General features: G+C 39.2%; 17 protein-coding genes. 15 read left to right on the forward strand and 2 right to left on the reverse strand.

Features of this window, described 5'->3' with window-relative positions; translation table 11 throughout:
• The first annotated feature begins 170 nt into the window (after positions 1–170).
• The 14 genes from RRG12_RS27410 (at position 171) to cas6 (RRG12_RS27475) (ending at position 15,175) form a co-directional block, all read left to right on the forward strand.
• Positions 171–416: a hypothetical protein gene (locus RRG12_RS27410; protein WP_069071687.1), complete on the forward strand. Its 246-nt coding sequence runs from the start codon at positions 171–173 to the stop codon at positions 414–416.
• 694 nt (positions 417–1,110) lie between these two features.
• Positions 1,111–3,339: an EAL domain-containing protein gene (locus tag RRG12_RS27415; RefSeq protein WP_420761341.1), complete on the forward strand. Its 2,229-nt coding sequence runs from the start codon at positions 1,111–1,113 to the stop codon at positions 3,337–3,339.
• Between the two features lie 78 nt (positions 3,340–3,417).
• Positions 3,418–3,723 carry a CRISPR-associated protein Csx3 gene (locus tag RRG12_RS27420; protein WP_420761342.1) on the forward strand — a complete coding sequence of 102 codons (306 nt, stop codon included), beginning with the start codon at positions 3,418–3,420 and terminating at the stop codon, positions 3,721–3,723.
• 525 nt (positions 3,724–4,248) lie between these two features.
• Positions 4,249–4,743: a hypothetical protein gene (locus RRG12_RS27425; protein ID WP_420761343.1), complete on the forward strand. Its 495-nt coding sequence runs from the start codon at positions 4,249–4,251 to the stop codon at positions 4,741–4,743.
• A gap of 105 nt (positions 4,744–4,848) precedes the next feature.
• The gene (locus tag RRG12_RS27430) at positions 4,849–4,998 is read left to right on the forward strand and encodes a hypothetical protein (RefSeq protein ID WP_420761344.1); all 150 of its coding nucleotides are present in this window, start codon (positions 4,849–4,851) and stop codon (positions 4,996–4,998) included.
• Complete coding sequence (gene cas10, locus RRG12_RS27435; protein WP_420761345.1) at positions 4,995–7,292, forward strand: type III-A CRISPR-associated protein Cas10/Csm1; 2,298 nt, start codon at positions 4,995–4,997, stop codon at positions 7,290–7,292. The genes RRG12_RS27430 and cas10 overlap by 4 nt, the downstream gene beginning before the upstream one ends.
• An 8-nt stretch (positions 7,293–7,300) precedes the next feature.
• Complete coding sequence (csm2, locus tag RRG12_RS27440; RefSeq protein WP_420761346.1) at positions 7,301–7,780, forward strand: type III-A CRISPR-associated protein Csm2; 480 nt, start codon at positions 7,301–7,303, stop codon at positions 7,778–7,780.
• 2 nt (positions 7,781–7,782) lie between these two features.
• On the forward strand, positions 7,783–8,763 hold the full coding sequence (gene csm3, locus RRG12_RS27445; protein ID WP_420761347.1) for a type III-A CRISPR-associated RAMP protein Csm3: 981 nt from the start codon (positions 7,783–7,785) through the stop codon (positions 8,761–8,763).
• Positions 8,760–9,812 carry a type III-A CRISPR-associated RAMP protein Csm4 gene (csm4, locus tag RRG12_RS27450; RefSeq protein WP_420761348.1) on the forward strand — a complete coding sequence of 351 codons (1,053 nt, stop codon included), beginning with the start codon at positions 8,760–8,762 and terminating at the stop codon, positions 9,810–9,812. The genes csm3 and csm4 overlap by 4 nt, the downstream gene beginning before the upstream one ends.
• Before the next feature lie 4 nt (positions 9,813–9,816).
• The gene (gene csm5 / locus RRG12_RS27455) at positions 9,817–11,097 is read left to right on the forward strand and encodes a type III-A CRISPR-associated RAMP protein Csm5 (RefSeq protein WP_420761349.1); all 1,281 of its coding nucleotides are present in this window, start codon (positions 9,817–9,819) and stop codon (positions 11,095–11,097) included.
• 5 nt (positions 11,098–11,102) lie between these two features.
• Entirely contained in the window at positions 11,103–11,861 is a 759-nt protein-coding gene (gene cas6 / locus RRG12_RS27460; RefSeq protein ID WP_420761350.1) for a CRISPR system precrRNA processing endoribonuclease RAMP protein Cas6, read from the forward strand.
• A 12-nt stretch (positions 11,862–11,873) separates the two neighbouring features.
• Positions 11,874–13,130 (forward strand): TIGR02221 family CRISPR-associated protein, encoded by a 1,257-nt coding sequence (gene csx2, locus RRG12_RS27465; protein WP_420761351.1) that lies wholly within the window; start codon positions 11,874–11,876, stop codon positions 13,128–13,130.
• Positions 13,131–13,314: 184 nt separating this feature from the next.
• Positions 13,315–13,935, forward strand: a complete 621-nt coding sequence (locus RRG12_RS27470) for a hypothetical protein (RefSeq protein ID WP_420761352.1) — start codon at positions 13,315–13,317, stop codon at positions 13,933–13,935.
• A 97-nt stretch (positions 13,936–14,032) separates the two neighbouring features.
• Positions 14,033–15,175, forward strand: coding sequence for a CRISPR-associated endoribonuclease Cas6 (gene cas6 / locus RRG12_RS27475; RefSeq protein ID WP_420761353.1), 1,143 nt, complete (start codon positions 14,033–14,035; stop codon positions 15,173–15,175).
• Between the two features lie 299 nt (positions 15,176–15,474).
• On the opposite strand, the gene RRG12_RS27480 is transcribed toward cas6 (RRG12_RS27475), so the two are convergent.
• Complete coding sequence (locus RRG12_RS27480; protein ID WP_069071654.1) at positions 15,475–15,873, reverse strand: hypothetical protein; 399 nt, start codon at positions 15,871–15,873, stop codon at positions 15,475–15,477.
• Between the two features lie 72 nt (positions 15,874–15,945).
• Complete coding sequence (locus RRG12_RS27485) at positions 15,946–16,602, reverse strand: hypothetical protein (RefSeq protein ID WP_420761354.1); 657 nt, start codon at positions 16,600–16,602, stop codon at positions 15,946–15,948.
• A 310-nt stretch (positions 16,603–16,912) separates the two neighbouring features.
• Here RRG12_RS27485 and RRG12_RS27490 point away from each other — a divergent pair, with 310 nt between their 5' ends.
• The gene (locus RRG12_RS27490) at positions 16,913–17,497 is read left to right on the forward strand and encodes a hypothetical protein (protein ID WP_420761355.1); all 585 of its coding nucleotides are present in this window, start codon (positions 16,913–16,915) and stop codon (positions 17,495–17,497) included.
• Positions 17,498–17,535 lie beyond the last annotated feature (38 nt).

Here is a 17,535-nt window from a genome sequence, read left to right on the forward strand (position 1 = left end):
ATAGTGATTCTGGAGTAATGAGTAATAAGTAATAAGTAATGAGTAAATACCCATTTTTCATTCACTCATTACTCCAGAATCATTACTTTAAAGCCGTACTGGAAGCACGGGGTTTTAAACCCATTTTTCTGATAAACCCCGTAAATGCAGATGTATACAGGAGTAATTTTATGAATTTATTCGTGCAAGAAATACCAGCATCAGATATCTCCCCAAAAACCATTCAAGAAACCCCCTTGCCAAGTACAGATCCACTAATTGCCCGCAGTTTACAAAAAGAGCAGTATGTTGGCATTATCGGACTAGCGATCGCCTTGATTGCCGCTGTGGGATTTTTTAGTCGCAGAGTTGAATATGCTATTGGGTTTGCTATTGTTCTCAGCGCGATTTTAATTGCTTTCTTTTTGTTCGTATAAGAAGGGATTGGGAATTTAAAAACTTTGAGCTAGATTTCAATACTGTTCGGTTAAGGCAAGAGACGCGATGAATCGCCGTCTCTACAATAATCAGTCTTTCGTCTTGACGGCGATTTATCACAGAGTTATGATGATTTATCGTATTCTTTGTGATCTAAAATTTTCATCAAAAAACCTTAACCGAACTGTGTTGAGATGGATTCCTTCTTCAGAAATATATATTTACTCTGAATAAATTCAACTAAAAGTTATTGCTTATTTGACTGATTTATGATTTTGTTTTTTAATTTAAATTGTTCATCTAATACCAAATCAATGTGAGCCTGCATAGAATAATTACCTTAGTAATTATTTATTTTATAGAATGAATCCATGTTGTTAGTTTCTATATACTAATGTTGAGTTTTTTAGACATAAAAATCTAAGCTTTCATCATAAAATCTGAAGAAAATAAATAGATTTAGCATACATCTATTGCATTGATATCAACATAACAATACTTCCCTTTTTCTGCATTCATATAAGTTACATTTTGTCAAAATAAATTAGATGCGTTTCCCCTGGTCACCTACTCCGTTAAATTATTCAGTTTACTTAACTCATCAAATCTTCATGTATTTGAAGTGTAGTTTATCTTTTACAGTAAAAATAGCGGGAATAATAGAATAAATCGGATTGAACAAATTAGTTAGCTATGAGCCAAATATGTCCTATCTCCCAAACCTGTGCTTGTCGCAATGTTGCACGTTGCCGGACTAAGGAGGCAGGTAGGCTCTTTCTCTGGTTTCCCGTTCCACATACCCTGAAAAAAGTTACCGACTACCTACAAAAGTTTGCCCTTGAGTATGAACTGATGGACGAGCGGCCAGGTTTGAGTTTGAACTGTAGATCCGGACAGTCTCTAGAAATTGCCCGTAACCTGGCCAAACTACTTGCACCGAGAGAATTAAAAGAGACGCAAGTTCTTTTCATTCAAGGCACTATCCAACCTCAACTCCACGATTTTAGTGACATAGCCTCATTACAACGCTTCATTAAGTTCAATCAATCCGACTGGCTAGTTGAAATGCTAGCAACAGAACGATTCACCAGTTACTTTCAACCAATTGTTTCAATTAACGATACATCGCAGATTTTTGGATATGAATCGCTCTTGCGGGGGCTGGACGAAGAAGGCAATTTAGTCCTACCGGCACCGATTCTGGAGTTAGCCACCGAAGCCGGAATTTTACCACAACTCGACCAAGTTGCTCGCCTCAGCACAATTACTCAATTCAGCCGCTATCAAGTGAGTGGGCATATTTTCATAAATTTTGCACCAACGTCACTTTATGACCCAGTTTTTTGCCTACGTAGTACGGTAGAGGCAATTGATGCTGCTGGCATTTCCCACGAGCGGGTTGTTTTTGAAGTCGTGGAATCAGACAATTCTCAAGATTTAGACCATCTCAAGGCATTGCTCCAATACTACCGGGATGCTGGGTTTTTAGTCGCCCTTGATGACCTGGGTTCTGGCTATTCCAGCCTAAACTTGCTACATCAGTTACGTCCAGACTTTATCAAGCTGGACATAGAGTTAATTCGAGATGTGCATCAAGACCTTTACAAAGCCTCAATTACCGAGAAGCTTCTAGAGATTACTCAAAAGTTAAATATCCAAACTGTTGCTGAAGGAATTGAATGCATTGAGGAACTGAACTGGCTGCGAGAACGAGGTGCAAATTTTGCTCAAGGCTATTTGATTGCTCAACCCAGTGCAGTGCCTATTACTACAACCCCTCGCTTTGATCCCATCGCCTTAACTGTAGCATCGACAAATTGTCAGGTGGTTGAGCAGGTTCAGCACCAAAGTGAGTCCGAGCGAATTGTTGCGGCTGTGACGCAGCGAATTCGACAATCATTAGAGTTAAACGAGATTTTGCAAACCACAGCAGCCGAAGTGCGACAACTATTTAAGGTAGATAGAGTATTGATCTATCAGTTTCAGGAAGACTGGAGTGGTTTGGTCGCTGTAGAATCCTTAGCAGAAGAGTGTATGTCCATTCTGGGATTTCATGTCATGGACACGTGCTTTAAATCTACCCGTGCAGCTTACTATCAACAAGGTAACACCAGAGCGATCGCAGATATTGAAACTGCGGGACTATCGCCGTGTCATATTGACCTCCTGCGAAGTCTGCAAATCCGGGCTAACCTGGTTGTGCCCATTTTACAGCAAGAGCGTTTGTGGGGATTATTGATTGCTCACCAATGCCGTAGCAGCAGACAATGGCAGCAATCGGAGATTAACTTGTTTAACCAGTTAGCGGGTCAAGCTGCGATCGCTATTCAGCAATCAGAACTTTATCACCAATTACAACAAGCAAACCAGGAATTACAGCGCCTTGCCTGTTCGGATGGTCTAACTCAAGTGGCAAATCGGCGCTGTTTTGATGACACGTTCAATGCACACTGGCAATGGTTGGCACGAGAGCAAGGCTCATTATCTTTGATTTTGTGTGATGTCGATTACTTTAAGCTTTACAACGATACAAATGGACATTTAGCAGGAGATGATGCACTCAGACAGGTTGCCAAGGCAATTTCTCAGACAGTTAAACACCCCGCAGATTTAGTTGCTCGTTATGGTGGAGAAGAGTTTGCAGTCATTTTGCCGAATACAGGTATCGAAAGGGCTATTGCAGTTGCAAGAGATATTCAGACCAATGTTAGTGCATTACAAATGCCTCATCCCCATTCATTGGTCAGTGAATTCATCACCCTAAGTCTTGGTGTGGCAACCATCACTCCTCATAGCCAATTATCTCCTGCAACCCTAATCGCTGCTGCTGATCAGGGACTCTACCAGGCAAAAGCACAAGGAAGAAATTGTGTAGTGCAGATGGATTATGAGGATGCTGACCGAATAATTACTAATGGATAATTAAAGAGACTGTACAGCTTGGAAGACCCCCCTTCCAATCACCTGTATGATAAAGGCATTTGTAGAGGTGTTAAAAAAATGACTACTTACAAAATCGCCTTTGAAGGTGAGGTGTTAAAAATCGGATTTGCTGACGCCGCACAAAACAACCAAATTGTCAAAGATGCGGCAGCACGTCTGGATGAAATGAGCAAAACAGGAGAGCTAGTAGGGGGAGTATTACTCAAGATTAATGGGCCGGTTTCTGTGCCTGTAGCCTTTGTAATAGCACATAAGGTAGCGCATCTTTACGGTGCGATCGCATTTTTTGACCCCAAGTTAGGCAAGTACGTTGTCTGCATTACTCATAACCCAGCATATAGCCTGGGTGACTTAGTTGATTAAAGTTTAATATGCATCACTCACCAATCAAAGTTGCTCTTTGCGGGTTTCCCCATTCGGTAGTAAAGATTGGTTATAGATTTTTTAGCCGATACAGTAACTTATAAAGTTTTGAGTCCCCTTACGGGGAAGTAGGTAATGGAATACTCAAATATTCAGTGTTTCTTCAAGGATTGCATACTTTAATCCCCTTTCGGGGCGTATTCAAAAATTTTGCTACGGAAATATGAATTTTTGAATTGCTGAATATTCTTTCAAGCAGTATATGAATATTTGCTTGAAAAAGTCAAGGTGTTATGCTAATTAATACATAGAATAATTCATACAAATGTTTATTTTATACTACGCTGTTAGTTGAAATTACACTGTGCTACGCTAAATTTTACAATACCGTGCTACAACAAAAATATGTCCGAGTAGAAATTAATTCTAGTCATTACTTAAATATCAGTAGTTCTTTTAGGACTATTACTCGAATTTTCAGTTGTTCTTAAAGAAATTATGATTTTTCAAATATTAAGGAGTCGTATGTCAGAAAAGCATTCTGTCTACACAAATTTGACTGTATCCAAAGAACACTCAATTGATAGCAACTACGGGATACAACCTACAAACGCTACACTTCCCGTTAGCTCGAATAGTAACTCTACAAAGATTGAGTCTGCCGATAGTATGGAGTCAACGCCACTTCAAAATGAAAGTTCGGCATCTCTGCAAAATTCCTCCGTACCTACAGCAAAAGTTACTCCAGTCACCAGAATAACAACAGATAGGCAGTTACCAGAATTAAAAAACAGTCGAAATAACCTAGAAACAAATACAAGTAATGCCGGATTGCAATACTTGTCAGTATTTCTAAAATTTCTTGAGCAACAGCTTACAAGTCAACTCCCATTATTTTTTATTGGTACTCTTGGTTTGATAGTCATAGCAATGCTAATTAGCCAAGGTTCAGAAGGTATAAAAGTAAAACTAGACTTGGAAGTTTCACCCAAATATAACCAAGTTGAAAGGATTCGATAGATAGTAGCAATTGCTATTAGTTTGTATATGTTACAACAGGGTTAATTTATTGCTCTGTTGTAACCAAGGATTGTTACAGATGATAGATTTATAGCCTAATCTATTGTGTATCAAGTTTACTTTCCTAACTATGCTAAAGTAGCGCAGGTTCCTTGGAAGACCCTACTTCCAGCACACAATATAATTACACAGAGGAAAGAAAAACAAACGCGATCGCTAGAACTTCACCAGCAATTTAATACAGATATTTCATGATACAAATCTCAGCGACCTTCAATGCTGCTTTGCAAATTGCCCAACAAGCCGTTACCTTGTTGGCAAAGTGGGCTGATCCACAGTTAGCTAATAAGTATCCTCACTTAACTGATGATAATATTGTTACGAAAGCCAAGCAAATCTTGTCTTGGAATGATCAGCACGAACTCAAGGCTCTACGTTTGTTATTTGACTATGTAAAATTAGATAAAGGTCAAGATAAACAATATTATTGGCAACCAAAAGCTATTGAAAATAGTGATCCCACTATTCCCTATCCTCAATTGGAAGCGGCAACTGATTTCCGTAAACTGAAAACAGAAATTAAATCAGCGATAGAAGATTTCAATAATGATGACTGGCAAAACCTCTCTTTACTCACTTTAATTCTAGAAAAATTCGGCTCCTTTCTGAGCTTGGGTGAGTCTGATGTTGCTCTAGTGGATATAGCTAAAACTACTGCTGCTGTTGCTGCTGTTATTGCTAACAATCTCAATACAACAGAATTAAATTTAATCGCAGGTGACTTATCGGGGATTCAAAAATTCATTTATACCATTTCATCTGATGGTGCGCTCAAATCGCTAAGAGCAAGAAGCTTTTATTTAGAGTTAGTTACAGAAGAAGTAGTGCAGCAATTGCTGACAAGATTAAAACTTCCACGTACTAATATAATTTATGCTGGCGGTGGAAACTTATATATTTTGGCAGATGGAACAGAAAATACTAAAAAGACTGTAGAGCAATTACGTGATGAGTTTAATAAATGGCTTTTAAATGAATTTGAAGGCAAAGTATTTCTTGCACTTGATTGCTTAAAGTTTTCTATCGCGGATATTGGAACTGCACAATTTTCCGCTCATTGGTCAGATGCAACAAATCAGCTAGCTGCATATAAATCTCGTAAATTTGCTAACCAGATTAGTAACTTTACCGAACCACGTGATAGTCATGAACCTTGTGGTGTCTGCCATAGAGATGATGTAGAAACTTTAAAACCGCTTAATCCTAATGAGCCAAATTCGGCTCTAGCTTGTGGAACTTGTTGCAGAATGTTTCGTTTAGGGAGTCGAATGTTTGGAATAAAAGTAATTGTACGTTCCCCAAGAGAAGATATAAAAGACAAGCTGGATACACTCTCATTTGAAATTTCAGGAACCAAAATTTACTATCATCTTTTCCAAAATTGGAAACAAATAGTTCCTGACTCTGACACTGCTTTATTAGTAAATGATTGGAATTTAGAACATTATCAATTTAAGCATTTCCGAAATGCTTATCCTTTGTTATTAGGTAACTATGGTCAGCAGAGTCAAGAAGAATCAGAGGAGGTAGAAGAAATAATAGGCTTTATACGTGCTGGTGAAATGGCACAAGAGGCCGAAGGGATTAACCGAGTAGGCTATTTACGAATGGATGTAGACCGACTAGGACAAATATTTGCTAAAGGTTTAGGAGGAAAGCAAACTTTACCTAGACTAGCTGGACTTTCTCGCCAAATGAGTTATTTTTTCAAGGTATATCTCAACAGTTTGGCAAAAAAACGCCAGGAGGATTTCATAGACCATTGTCAAAATAACAATCTGGGAGTTTTAAATAATGCAAAATATTTAACAGCAGGGGAGAGAAAAAATTTACTATTTATTTATGCAGGTGGCGATGATTTATTTGTCAGTGGTGCATGGAATGAAATTGTAGAATTTGCTTTTGATGTTTACCAATGCTTCCGCGCTTACACGGGAAATAATCCAGATATTACGCTATCAGCAGGAATTAGTATTGATAATGCTAAATCACCTCTTTACCAAGCAGCACATCTATCAGGCGATGCTGAAGATGCAGCAAAAGGAAATGGTAGAGATAGTTTAGGCTTATTTGGTCAGGTATTTAAATGGGATGAATGGCTAGGGATAGAAGATATTGACATAATTGATTCTGAAATAAAACAATATCTGCATCCAGAAAACAAGCCAAATTTGTTGGGAATTTTACCATTTGTCAAGAGATTAGAACAGCAAAATATTGGGGTTAATTATTCCCGTAATTTTGTGCGTAACCTGCTCATAACTGCACAAATTCAAGAGGAGGCTTTGAAAAAGTTTGAAGAAGATAAACAATCAAAAGAGGCTTTAGGTACTCGTTACTATTTACATCTACCAAAAATTGCTTACACCCTAGCAAGATTACCTAAAAATGTACTAGATGATAGTGATTTTAGAACTTCTCTAAAAAGTCCATATAATGCACCTTATTTTCGGGCGATCGCAACTTGGATTGAACTCTTAAACCGTTGATAAATTATATGCCAGAACCAATTAAACCTAAACCATCTTCCCCACCTGTAAACTCCAGACAAGTAATTCCTCAAGTAAATACGAGTAAAACGCAGAATATTGTCGAACAAATTGTTAAAACTATTAATGGCTTAACAGAAGGATTACAAAAATATCCCATCCGAGACTTAGTGAAACACGCTGAAGAATTTGGCCCTTATCTTAAGCAGCAAAGATTAGAAACTAACCAAGTTCGTAAATTCTTAGATGCTGTAAATCGCTTAAAAGCCGATTTAACTGAAACAGGCGAATTTAGCAAAATTGAAACAGAAATAGTTCTGCTTAAACCCAAATTGGCATACGCCGCAGCTAGACAGAGAGCAGCAAAACCATTAGGTGAGGTCATGTCAGCAGCTATTGATAAAGTTCACAGCAAAGAAGATTTTGAGCGTCTAGTTCAATTACTCGAATCAATTATTGCTTATCACAAAGCTGAAGGTGGAAAATAATCATGCCAGCATCATACGCACAAAAACCCCTACTTGGTAAATTGTCCCTAACCAGTCAACTTTCCGTCGAAACTGGATTGCACATTGGCGGTGGTGGTGAAAATCTGGATATCGGTGGACTGGATAAACCTGTTATTCGTGACCCTCTAACAAAGTATCCTTACTTGCCTGGTTCATCTATTAAAGGCAAACTACGCTCCACTTTAGAAAGGTTATTAAATAAACCTCTAAATCGCAAAGGAGGAAGCGATACTCGGCGCTATGAAAGTGATGATTTGGTAAATGGATTTACCGAAGTTGAAGAAGGACGATTTATTGCCTATGAAGGCGCTAGTACCTGTCAAATTAGCCGATTGTTTGGTTCTACTGGCGGATCAAAATTTTGGATGCCAATTGAGGCTGCTAGGGAAGAAGGATTATGGGAAAATAATAGTCCTACTCAGACAATCCAAGGTCAGAACTGCGTCAGAATTAATCGTGGACGTAATGCACCTGCTCGCCTGATTATTCGAGATAGTCATTTGCTACCAGATTCAGCAGCAAAACTCAAGCAAGTTGACACCGGTTTATACATGACCGAGTGGAAATTTGAAAACGGTATTGATCGCGTGACGGCGGCGGCGAACCCTAGACAATTAGAGCGTGTACCAGCTGGGTCAAAATTCCAGTTTGAATTAGTTTATACCGTAGAAGATGCCGAGCAAGCCGTTGAAGATTTGCAAAATATTGCGATCGCACTGGCCATTCTAGAAGATGATGCTCTCGGCGGACACGGTTCTAGAGGCTATGGTAAAGTCAGATTTCAAAACTTCGAGTTTTCCTATCGCAGCTTGGCACAATATCGTCAGATTACCAGCACGCCTGCTGGTACATCGGGTTTACAATCATTAGAATCTATCGCCAACACACAAGCACTCTTAGATAACTTCGGAAGCTTACGCGATTACATCGAACAGCGATTATTACCGGGGAATGAATCATGAGCGTGTGGAAATTAGTTAAACTCAATTTTGGGCGTAGTCCTGTTCACTTTGGGGAATTGGGAATAGGGATTGAAGAAACAAGCGATCGCGTCCGTTCTGATGCTTTATTTAGCGCCTGGGTAAGCGTCTATGCGCGGTTATTCGGTAAAAATGCAGTTGAAGAATTGTTGGATAGATTTCCCTCTCAAGAGCGATCGCAACAAATATCCCCCTTGCGGATAAGTTCTACATTCATCTATCGACAAGATAACGAACACACAATTTACTATCTTCCCCGTCCTCTCAAGTTTCCTATCAACTACCCTAACGAAGAATTAGAGTTTTTTAAAACCTATAAAAACCTAAATTACTTGCCTTTAGAAGTATGGCAAAGATGGTATCAAGGAGAGGGATTTACAGAGAATGATACTGAAGAACTAATTGCAGAAACCAAAGGTAAATCTAATAGACATCTACGCCAATTAGGAACATTTGATTACAAAAAAGCCTTTGAAATTGGCCAAATTCCGAAAATTGCAGTAGACCGTGTTACCAGAGCTACAAACCTTTATCATACTGGCTTTGTTCAATTCAAGTGGGAGAAAAATCCGTCTGGTTTATATTTTCTTATACAACTTTCCCCAGAAGTCGAGAAACTAGCAGATCAATTAAAAGCTGCTTTACATTTATTAGGAGAAGAAGGACTTGGTGGAGAACGTTCAAGTGGTGCGGGAAGATTTCAACTTGAATGGTTAGAATTACCAGATGCTTGGCAAAGCATAGTAGATTTTTCTGGTGGAACTTACTACACTCTCATGAGTTTATTTTGGGATACACCCATAACAACTGAATTTTTAAATAACGCTAGCTATGAAATTCAAGAACGGGGTGGTTGGATAGCTGAAAATCAACTCCGGCGTAAAATGGTACGAATGTTTAGTGAAGGTTCAGTTTTTCTCACACCACCAGAAGGAAAGTTAGTAGATGTTACACCCCAAGGCTTTAAAAAACACCGCATTTACCGTAGTGGTGTTAGCTTAAGTCTGCCCATTAAAGCAAAGAATAAATAATATTATGGTGGTTTCTCCCGAATTTACTCTTAAGAAACCTGATTTCTATCAATCAAAAAAGATACAGTTGACTAGTCCTATTCTACATATAGGCTCATCTGTATCTAGATTGAATCCTTTTGAATATGTACAGACAGATAAAAAAGTCTATCTTCCCAATCAAGAAGCTTTAGCAAAAGTGTTGATGCGCCAGGGAGGACGATTTTTAGATGACTACATTCAAGCAATTGAAGAACGTCAAGACATCAGCAGACTTTTAAAACAAGCCTTTGGTTTCGAGTGGTGGAATATAAGTGTAGATGGATGTCAAGTTTTCCCGAAAGAAGCAATCAGCCAAAAATTGACAGGGGAGAACATTACAGATTTGCGTCCCATGATTCGCAATGGTATGGGGCAATTATTTATCCCTGGTTCTTCGATTAAAGGAGCAATTAGAACTGCCATAGCATATCATTTACTTAAACATTGCGATCGCTATCAAGTAGCTTCTTCAAAGCGGGTTAGCGAAATTGAGAAAACTTTGAGACAAAAACTAGGGCAAATTAATCAATATCAGCATAAGTTTTTAGATGATGATCTATTTATGGATAGTTTATTCTCAGAATTTAGTCTGACATATCAAGATAGAAATTCCCCAGGAAAAGGGCCAAATACAGATTTTTTAAGAGCGCTCAAAATTACCGATTCAGAACCGCTTATAGAAAGCAAAATTAAAACGAAGAAAGGTCAAGAAATTCCTGTTAATATACCTGTTGTAGCTGAGGTAATAGTTTCTAGCAGATTTCCTGACTACTTAGCCAAATATAAAGCGTCGATTTATGCCGAAATGGTGCGGAATGTTCAAACAGAATTTACTCTCACTTTAGATACAGAAATGCTTTCATGGTTTAAGCATAAACAGGGAATGAAATTACCCTTTAGAAATTTAGATGAACTATTGCAAATATGTCAGGAATTCACCCAAGAACAATGGGATTATGAGCATGATTACTGGGAAGAAGTTAAGAATAATCCTAGAGCATCAGGCAAAAATTTAGATTTTAATCATATCCGCAAATTTTACGAACCAGAAAAATCTCCCTATAGTCAGAGATTGGGGTGGGGTAGTGGGATGACTGGAACTACCATAAATTTGCTGCTAGACGATGAACTACGAGAAGAGATCCGCGATACTTGTGGTTTAAAAGCACCTGGTTTTGAAGCACCAAAATCTAGGCGGACTGTAATGAATCCCAATGGTGAAATCAAATTTGTACCTGGATGGGTTAAGTTCAAGAATTCATAATACTAATGCTAATTCATTCTAACTGGACATTGAGTGTATCTGAACCCACAATTTTACCTCGTTCATATACATTGGAACTAGTTAAGCTACTACATCAACAGCTAGGGTTAGAAATAGGAACTGAGTCGATTCCTTCTGTTTCGCATTCAGGAATAATTGGCTTGTATTCTGTTTCTAGAGAATTTTTGACCTTTCATCCTGAGGAGTTTTACAAACTATCTCTGTGTGGATTGCAAAATGTTTCAGCAAAAGCGATTTCTCACTTCAATCTCTCAGAATCTCTAGAATTTCTGGGAGCAAAGTTTAACGTCATCAACCGCGAAGATGAAATTACTAGTTATGAAGAACTGTACACAATTTTGGTGGCAAATGAACCAGAACCAATAAAACGATTTGAATTGCAGTTTATTACTCCCACTACTTTTGCTCATGGTGGAGCAAATTTACCTCTACCCATACCCTCATTAATGTTCCGCAGTTGGTTAGAACGTTGGAATCATTTTGCACCTGTCTATTTGGGAAGTGATGAATTAATTGCTTATCTTAGTAATGCAATTTTACTCAAAAATCATAAAATTCAAACACGAAGCTGGCAATTACATAAAGGTTATGTGAATGGATTTGTCGGCAATGTAACGTTACAAGTTTTTAATCGTGCTGACCCCTTACTGGCGAATGTGGCTAATTTATTAGTTCAATATGCGCGATTTGCAGGTACGGGGATGAAAACACGGTTGGGTATGGGGCAGACATTAATAAAATAAAGAAAAATAGTCATGAAACAAATTATCACTTTTCTGGGACTGAATGCAAAAGAAACTATATATAGTTTTGAAGGTAAAAATTATAAAGGAAACGTTTTTGCTGAAGCACTACACCAGTTTTGTGATTATGATTCCATGCTAGTTTGTGTTACGACTGAAGCGAAAAATAAAACTTTTCCTGTGCTTAATAGCTTGGGAGATAAACGCATTCAAGCAGTTCCAATACCAAATGGTGAAACGGCTGAAGAAATGTGGGATACTTTTAAAATTATCACTGACAAAGTTAATGATAATGATTCTGTAGTTTTTGATATTACTCACGGACTGCGTTCTTTACCATTTCTTGTATTTTTATTTGCAGCTTATCTGAAAGCGGCTAAAAACGTTACAATTGATGCTATTTACTATGGAGCGTGGGAACTAGGTAGTTCAAATAATGGTATAGCACCAGTAATCGATTTATCAGAATTTGTCGGAATGCTAGATTGGTTAACTGCAACTGAACGTTTTGTGGAAATAGGAGATGGACAGGCACTTGCAAATTTGCTTAAAAGTGCTATTCCGTCAGGTCTTGAACTGCGCGATAATCCTAGTAGCAGACCATTAAGAAATCAACTTAATAAAGCTGCTGAAGCTATTGAGAGTATTTCATTGGCTTTGAATATAACTCGACCAATTGAGACGATGAAATCGGCTACTCAGTTGGAAGAGACTTTAAAACAAGCAGCACTCAGCTTTGATAAACGTGCCAAACCATTTTCACTTTTGGCAGAAAGGGTTGTTAAAGAGTATGGACAATTTGCTCTAGAAGATCCAACTGATAATGCAGCATTAGCTGAAAATCTATGGCTACAACTACAAATGATTAACTGGTATATTCAGCGAGATAGAGTTGTACAAGCAGTAACCTTAGCGCGTGAATGGGTAATTTCTGTATTGGTGCTGCGATTTGGTGAACTAATGTTCGATCCCAAAAAAGGTCGAAAGCCTGTGGAAGATGCTATAAACAATGCAGTTGAAAAGGGTAGATCATCACCTCGTCCCATTACTCCTAGCCGTTGTGATGAGCAGTTTGCCGCTTTGCCAGAAGCAGATGAACTTGTCAAAGTTTGGAGTCAAATGACTGAATTGCGTAATGATATTGCCCATGTAGGTATGAATCTTAACCCTCAAACCGCATTAAAACTTAAGCAGAAAGCTGTATCATTCTACCCACAACTGGAAAAACTCGGACAGCAACTATTACCACAGCGAACAACTACTGAATAAATCTTTCCAGAATCTAACTAAGCACCTTCTTTCACACCATTTACAACCAAAAATATAGGTTCAGGATGGTTTATTGTCAGATATCGCCTTTAGATTTAGGCAGAATTGAAACCCCGATCGCACAGTTTAAATATCGCTAAACTGGAAATTGAGCAACTGTATAAATTTTCTTCAGGATGGCAATATGGCTTTCAGTAGTTACAAAACTATCGGTGAAGTTCTCAAAGCATTTCAAACTACTTATACTGAATCAAATTTCATCGGTGAAGCTGAGTTCAATATTCCTGATTACTTCCGGGAAGACTTAGAAACGGTAATGCGGGAAGGAGTAGTGGATAACTCAGAGTTTGCCATTTGCGAAAACTTGATTTACCCAGTTTTGAAGGAAATTTGGAAGAAATACAGTAGCAAGTTTACTTTATGGAGTCATGAGTCATTAAATTATGACGAAAAATTATCAGGATTTCCTGAATATATTTTAGCTAAACGCTCTCCTTTAGGCAAAGTTGTATTTGACAAGCCATACTTCATTTTAGTAGAAGCAAAGCAAGATAATTTTGAAGCTGGTTGGGCACAATGTCTGGCAGAAATGATTGGTGCACAGAGATTAAATGATGAATTGAGAATCACGATCTTTGGTATTGTTTCTAATGGCGATCGCTGGCAATTTGGCAAGCTAAATGATGAATTATTTACTAGAAATATTACATCTTACTCTATTCAAGAACTAGATAAATTATTTTCTGCTGTCAATTACGTATTTCAACAGTGTGAATTGCAGCTAAATAATCTGGTCACTGCTTAACTAATCCTCGAAAGAGGGCAAAAAGAGATAACCTTATTCCCCTAAAGGGGACGGAAAATGATTACAATATTTGACATCATTTGCATAGCAATCAGCGATGCCAAAAGCAGCTATATCCACTAGGCGCAAAACCAAGCCACAGCCAGAGTCTCTTCCCACATGGGCAGATGACACTGAACTGGTAGGATTGGTGTTTGAACTTGAGCCAACCACTTCCACTTCCCTCTACTCTCAATACACCATTGGACTCCATGCCTGGTTTCTTGACCAAGTAAGGCAATTCAACCCAGAACTTTCTGCATATCTCCATGACGGAGAGTCAGAAAAGCCCTTCAATATTTCGGCGCTGGAAGGTCAACTCCTCGCCAGTGGAAGACAACTGCAATTGGAAGCCAAGCAAATTTACTGTTGGCATGTTAATGCTTTGTCTCCAAGAGTGGTGCAGTTTCTCAAACAATGGTTAACCCAATTGCCCCAAATTCTGGACTTAAGAGGCGCTCCCTTGCAAATAAAACAGGTGAGTATCGCCCATCCACCCACTACTTACGCGCAATTATTGGAGTCACAGCCAGAGAAACCCTCTAATGTTAACTTCAGCTTTGTCTCGCCTACCAGCTTTCGCCGCAAGGGTCATCATTTCCCCTTGCCGGTGCCAGTAAATCTCTTTCACAGCTATCTGCGTCGCTGGAATGACTTTTCAGGAATCCCAATCGCACAAGAAGCTTTTCTCGATTGGATAGATGAAGGGGTAATTATCCATCAGCATCGCTTGGAGTCGGTGAAGGTAGCGGCTGGCAAGCGGGGTTCGGTGACTGGGTTCACAGGGGCAATGTCTTGTAGTTTGAGTAAGGCGGCTTTGGCGAACTCTGAGTTTACCGAGTTGTTTTATGCTTTGGCTCGACTGGCTCCCTACTGCGGTACGGGACACAAAACTACTTTTGGACTGGGACAAACTCGCTTAGATTGGGTGGAACCAGTGGTAAACTTACCGACTCAGGTGCTAACAAATCTGCTGGGAGAACGCATTGATGAGTTGACAGCGGTATTCACTGCACAGCGAAAACGCACAGGGGGCGATCGCACTGATAAAATTGCTTCTACTTGGGCAACTATCTTAGCACGCAGAGAGATGGGAGAATCATTGCAGGTTATATCCCAAGATTTAGAGATGCCCTATGCTACTGTAAAAACTTACGTAAAGTTAGCCCGGCGGGCGCTCAAGGATAATCTCAATCAATGAAAGGGATTGGTTGAGATTGAGAATAATATAAATTTCCGTTGAATAAGCCAAGGAAAAATGTGCCCATTTATACAACAAAGCAGTAATGATTGTTATAGGCTTGAAAAGCCCTTTACTTTTATACTTTTGGCGAAACTTCACCGCCAAAAAAGCACCAGAGCGATAGGAAATTACCTGTGACCAAATGCGATTGATACTTATCAAGCGTTAATCTGGTTAAGTTGAACATATTCCTGTCAGCAGCATAGGTGACTTCCTACGCCCTGGTTATCTCTTTTAATTATTTTAGGTCAAGGGAACTAACGTAATAGCCAATACCATCCAGAACCTTTACGGGTTAGCCAAGAGTCATCTAAGTAGGGATGATAAACGGGGACATCAGAAAAATCTGAGTCGTTTTGAGAGCGAATCCTGAAATTGCGACAACTTCCCTCTACTTCAATGATAACAGTGTGATTGCGATCGCTAGGAGTAGGTTGCAGGATGTTATCTCTAATACTTTGTCGGTTTTTATGTATGTAAAGACAACGCACTCTTACCAACGAGTTTTCATTGGGATTATCTAGCAAATAGGGAAGAATTTGAGACTCACGAATTGTGCGAGAAGGATTGGCAGTTTGTGCGCTTGCCAAAGATGTTATGGACAAAAACATGGTTGTAGTCAGGATAATAATTTTCCCTCTTAGCCTGTTTTTCATAGTCTCTCCTAACGGCTAAAGAAAGCAATTGTTTGTTGTCCTTTGACTCCTGAATTATTCTTCAGTAACAGCTTATTTATTTTCCAACAGTTGATTGACTTGCTGTCCCCGACGACCAGTTTTTATTTCATAGCGCTGGGTGAGGTTATCTTCGTAATTCATATCTCTAGCAGCGGCGGAGTTAACAAAAGCATCGCAATTCCTGCCTTGAACAACTGTTGAAGAACTACTACTATTTTCCTCTGTGCGGTTGCTGCTTTGATCGCGGGAATTAGTATTATTTTTACTACCTTGGCTAGAACCACTACCGCTAGCACCAATACCCAAAAAGCTAAAACCTCCACCACCACCGTCATTGTGGCTTTCGGCAGAACTAGAACGAGTATTGTTAAAGTTTGCCAAAGCAAGTTTGCTAGAACTGCTGCGGGTGCTATTACCCAAGCCAACATCACTGCACAAAGCGCGGGGGTCATTTGCTAGGGTTTTCGGGTCAACCCAAGATTGATGGTCGCCTAATCCTTGAATTTCAGTATTACCAACTGGATTGCTAGGTGAGCCAGGAGTTGGAGTACTAGGAATTGCATTCCCTACAGCGGCTCCGGGGGTAATAGTAGCCGGTTTGAAGATACCAGTTGACTTGACATCAAAAGGGCCGGCGAAAGCTGGTAGTGTACTGGTTAGAAGTGCGGTAGCTGTTAGCAAAGAACTAGTTAAGTGACGGAATTTCATGGTCATTTTCCTAATGTTTAAGTGTTAGTGTGTTTTGGGTTTTAACCCCTTCACTTACCTAATAGGTTGACCTTTATTTGTTTATGCACCCTTGACTAAAATTTTTTAACTGCTGCTAGCAGTCACCAGGATTAATGTCAATACGCTTGGGTTAAGGGCTAATTGTACAAAATCGTCGTCTCTACAAGACGCGATAAATCGCCGTCTCTACAAGTGTTTTGGTCTTATCTGAACTGTATTGGGATTAATGTTACTTTTTCCCTAGAATTGGGATTAATAGGATGATAATTTTCATGTTTTACCCAAAACTATGCAGTATCCTCTGGAGCTTACCTTTAAATTCTGGGCTTTAGCACCACAAATATCTGTTGTTGATGCTCAAGGTAATTTGGCTTTCTATGTCAAACAGAAACTCTTCAAGCTCAAGGAAGCAATTACAATTTTTGCTGATGCTGAACAAACTCGTCCTACATACTACATCAAAGCAGATCGCATTATTGACTTCTCGGCACGCTATAACTTTACCGATAGCAATGGTACTTACATTGGTTCAGTAAAACGACGCGGATTAAAATCTCTTTGGCGTGCGCGTTATGACATTTTTGATGGCGACACAACTATTTTGAACATCCAGGAGAAAAATCCGTGGGTGAAAATTGCTGATGCTCTCTTTGCAGAAATCCCAATTGTGGGTATGTTCACTGGTTATGTTTTTAATCCAGTCTACTTGGTCAGCCGAGCTGATGGCACCATTGTGATGCGTTTGGAGAAAATCCCCACTTTCCTCTCCAGAAAATTTATCATCAAAGCTGTGGATCAACTCAGCGATCGCCAAGAGCAGCAAATTTTGTTAAGCTTGCTGATGATGCTACTGCTAGAACGAAACCGTGGCTAATCCGACTAAAAGCTGAACTATGAAGACACCCCACTGAA

It is taken from the genome of Nostoc sp. CALU 546 (assembly GCF_048836525.1).

Coding starts and splice junctions, on each gene's coding strand:
- RRG12_RS27410 (WP_069071687.1), top strand. CDS start 171: ATGAATTTATTCGTGCAAGAAATACCAGCATCAGATATCTCCCCAAAA.
- RRG12_RS27415 (WP_420761341.1), top strand. CDS start 1,111: ATGAGCCAAATATGTCCTATCTCCCAAACCTGTGCTTGTCGCAATGTT.
- RRG12_RS27420 (WP_420761342.1), top strand. CDS start 3,418: ATGACTACTTACAAAATCGCCTTTGAAGGTGAGGTGTTAAAAATCGGA.
- RRG12_RS27425 (WP_420761343.1), top strand. CDS start 4,249: ATGTCAGAAAAGCATTCTGTCTACACAAATTTGACTGTATCCAAAGAA.
- cas10 (WP_420761345.1), top strand. CDS start 4,995: ATGATACAAATCTCAGCGACCTTCAATGCTGCTTTGCAAATTGCCCAA.
- csm2 (WP_420761346.1), top strand. CDS start 7,301: ATGCCAGAACCAATTAAACCTAAACCATCTTCCCCACCTGTAAACTCC.
- csm3 (WP_420761347.1), top strand. CDS start 7,783: ATGCCAGCATCATACGCACAAAAACCCCTACTTGGTAAATTGTCCCTA.
- csm4 (WP_420761348.1), top strand. CDS start 8,760: ATGAGCGTGTGGAAATTAGTTAAACTCAATTTTGGGCGTAGTCCTGTT.
- csm5 (WP_420761349.1), top strand. CDS start 9,817: ATGGTGGTTTCTCCCGAATTTACTCTTAAGAAACCTGATTTCTATCAA.
- cas6 (WP_420761350.1), top strand. CDS start 11,103: ATGCTAATTCATTCTAACTGGACATTGAGTGTATCTGAACCCACAATT.
- csx2 (WP_420761351.1), top strand. CDS start 11,874: ATGAAACAAATTATCACTTTTCTGGGACTGAATGCAAAAGAAACTATA.
- RRG12_RS27470 (WP_420761352.1), top strand. CDS start 13,315: ATGGCTTTCAGTAGTTACAAAACTATCGGTGAAGTTCTCAAAGCATTT.
- cas6 (WP_420761353.1), top strand. CDS start 14,033: ATGCCAAAAGCAGCTATATCCACTAGGCGCAAAACCAAGCCACAGCCA.
- RRG12_RS27480 (WP_069071654.1), bottom strand. CDS start 15,873: ATGAAAAACAGGCTAAGAGGGAAAATTATTATCCTGACTACAACCATG.
- RRG12_RS27485 (WP_420761354.1), bottom strand. CDS start 16,602: ATGAAATTCCGTCACTTAACTAGTTCTTTGCTAACAGCTACCGCACTT.
- RRG12_RS27490 (WP_420761355.1), top strand. CDS start 16,913: ATGCAGTATCCTCTGGAGCTTACCTTTAAATTCTGGGCTTTAGCACCA.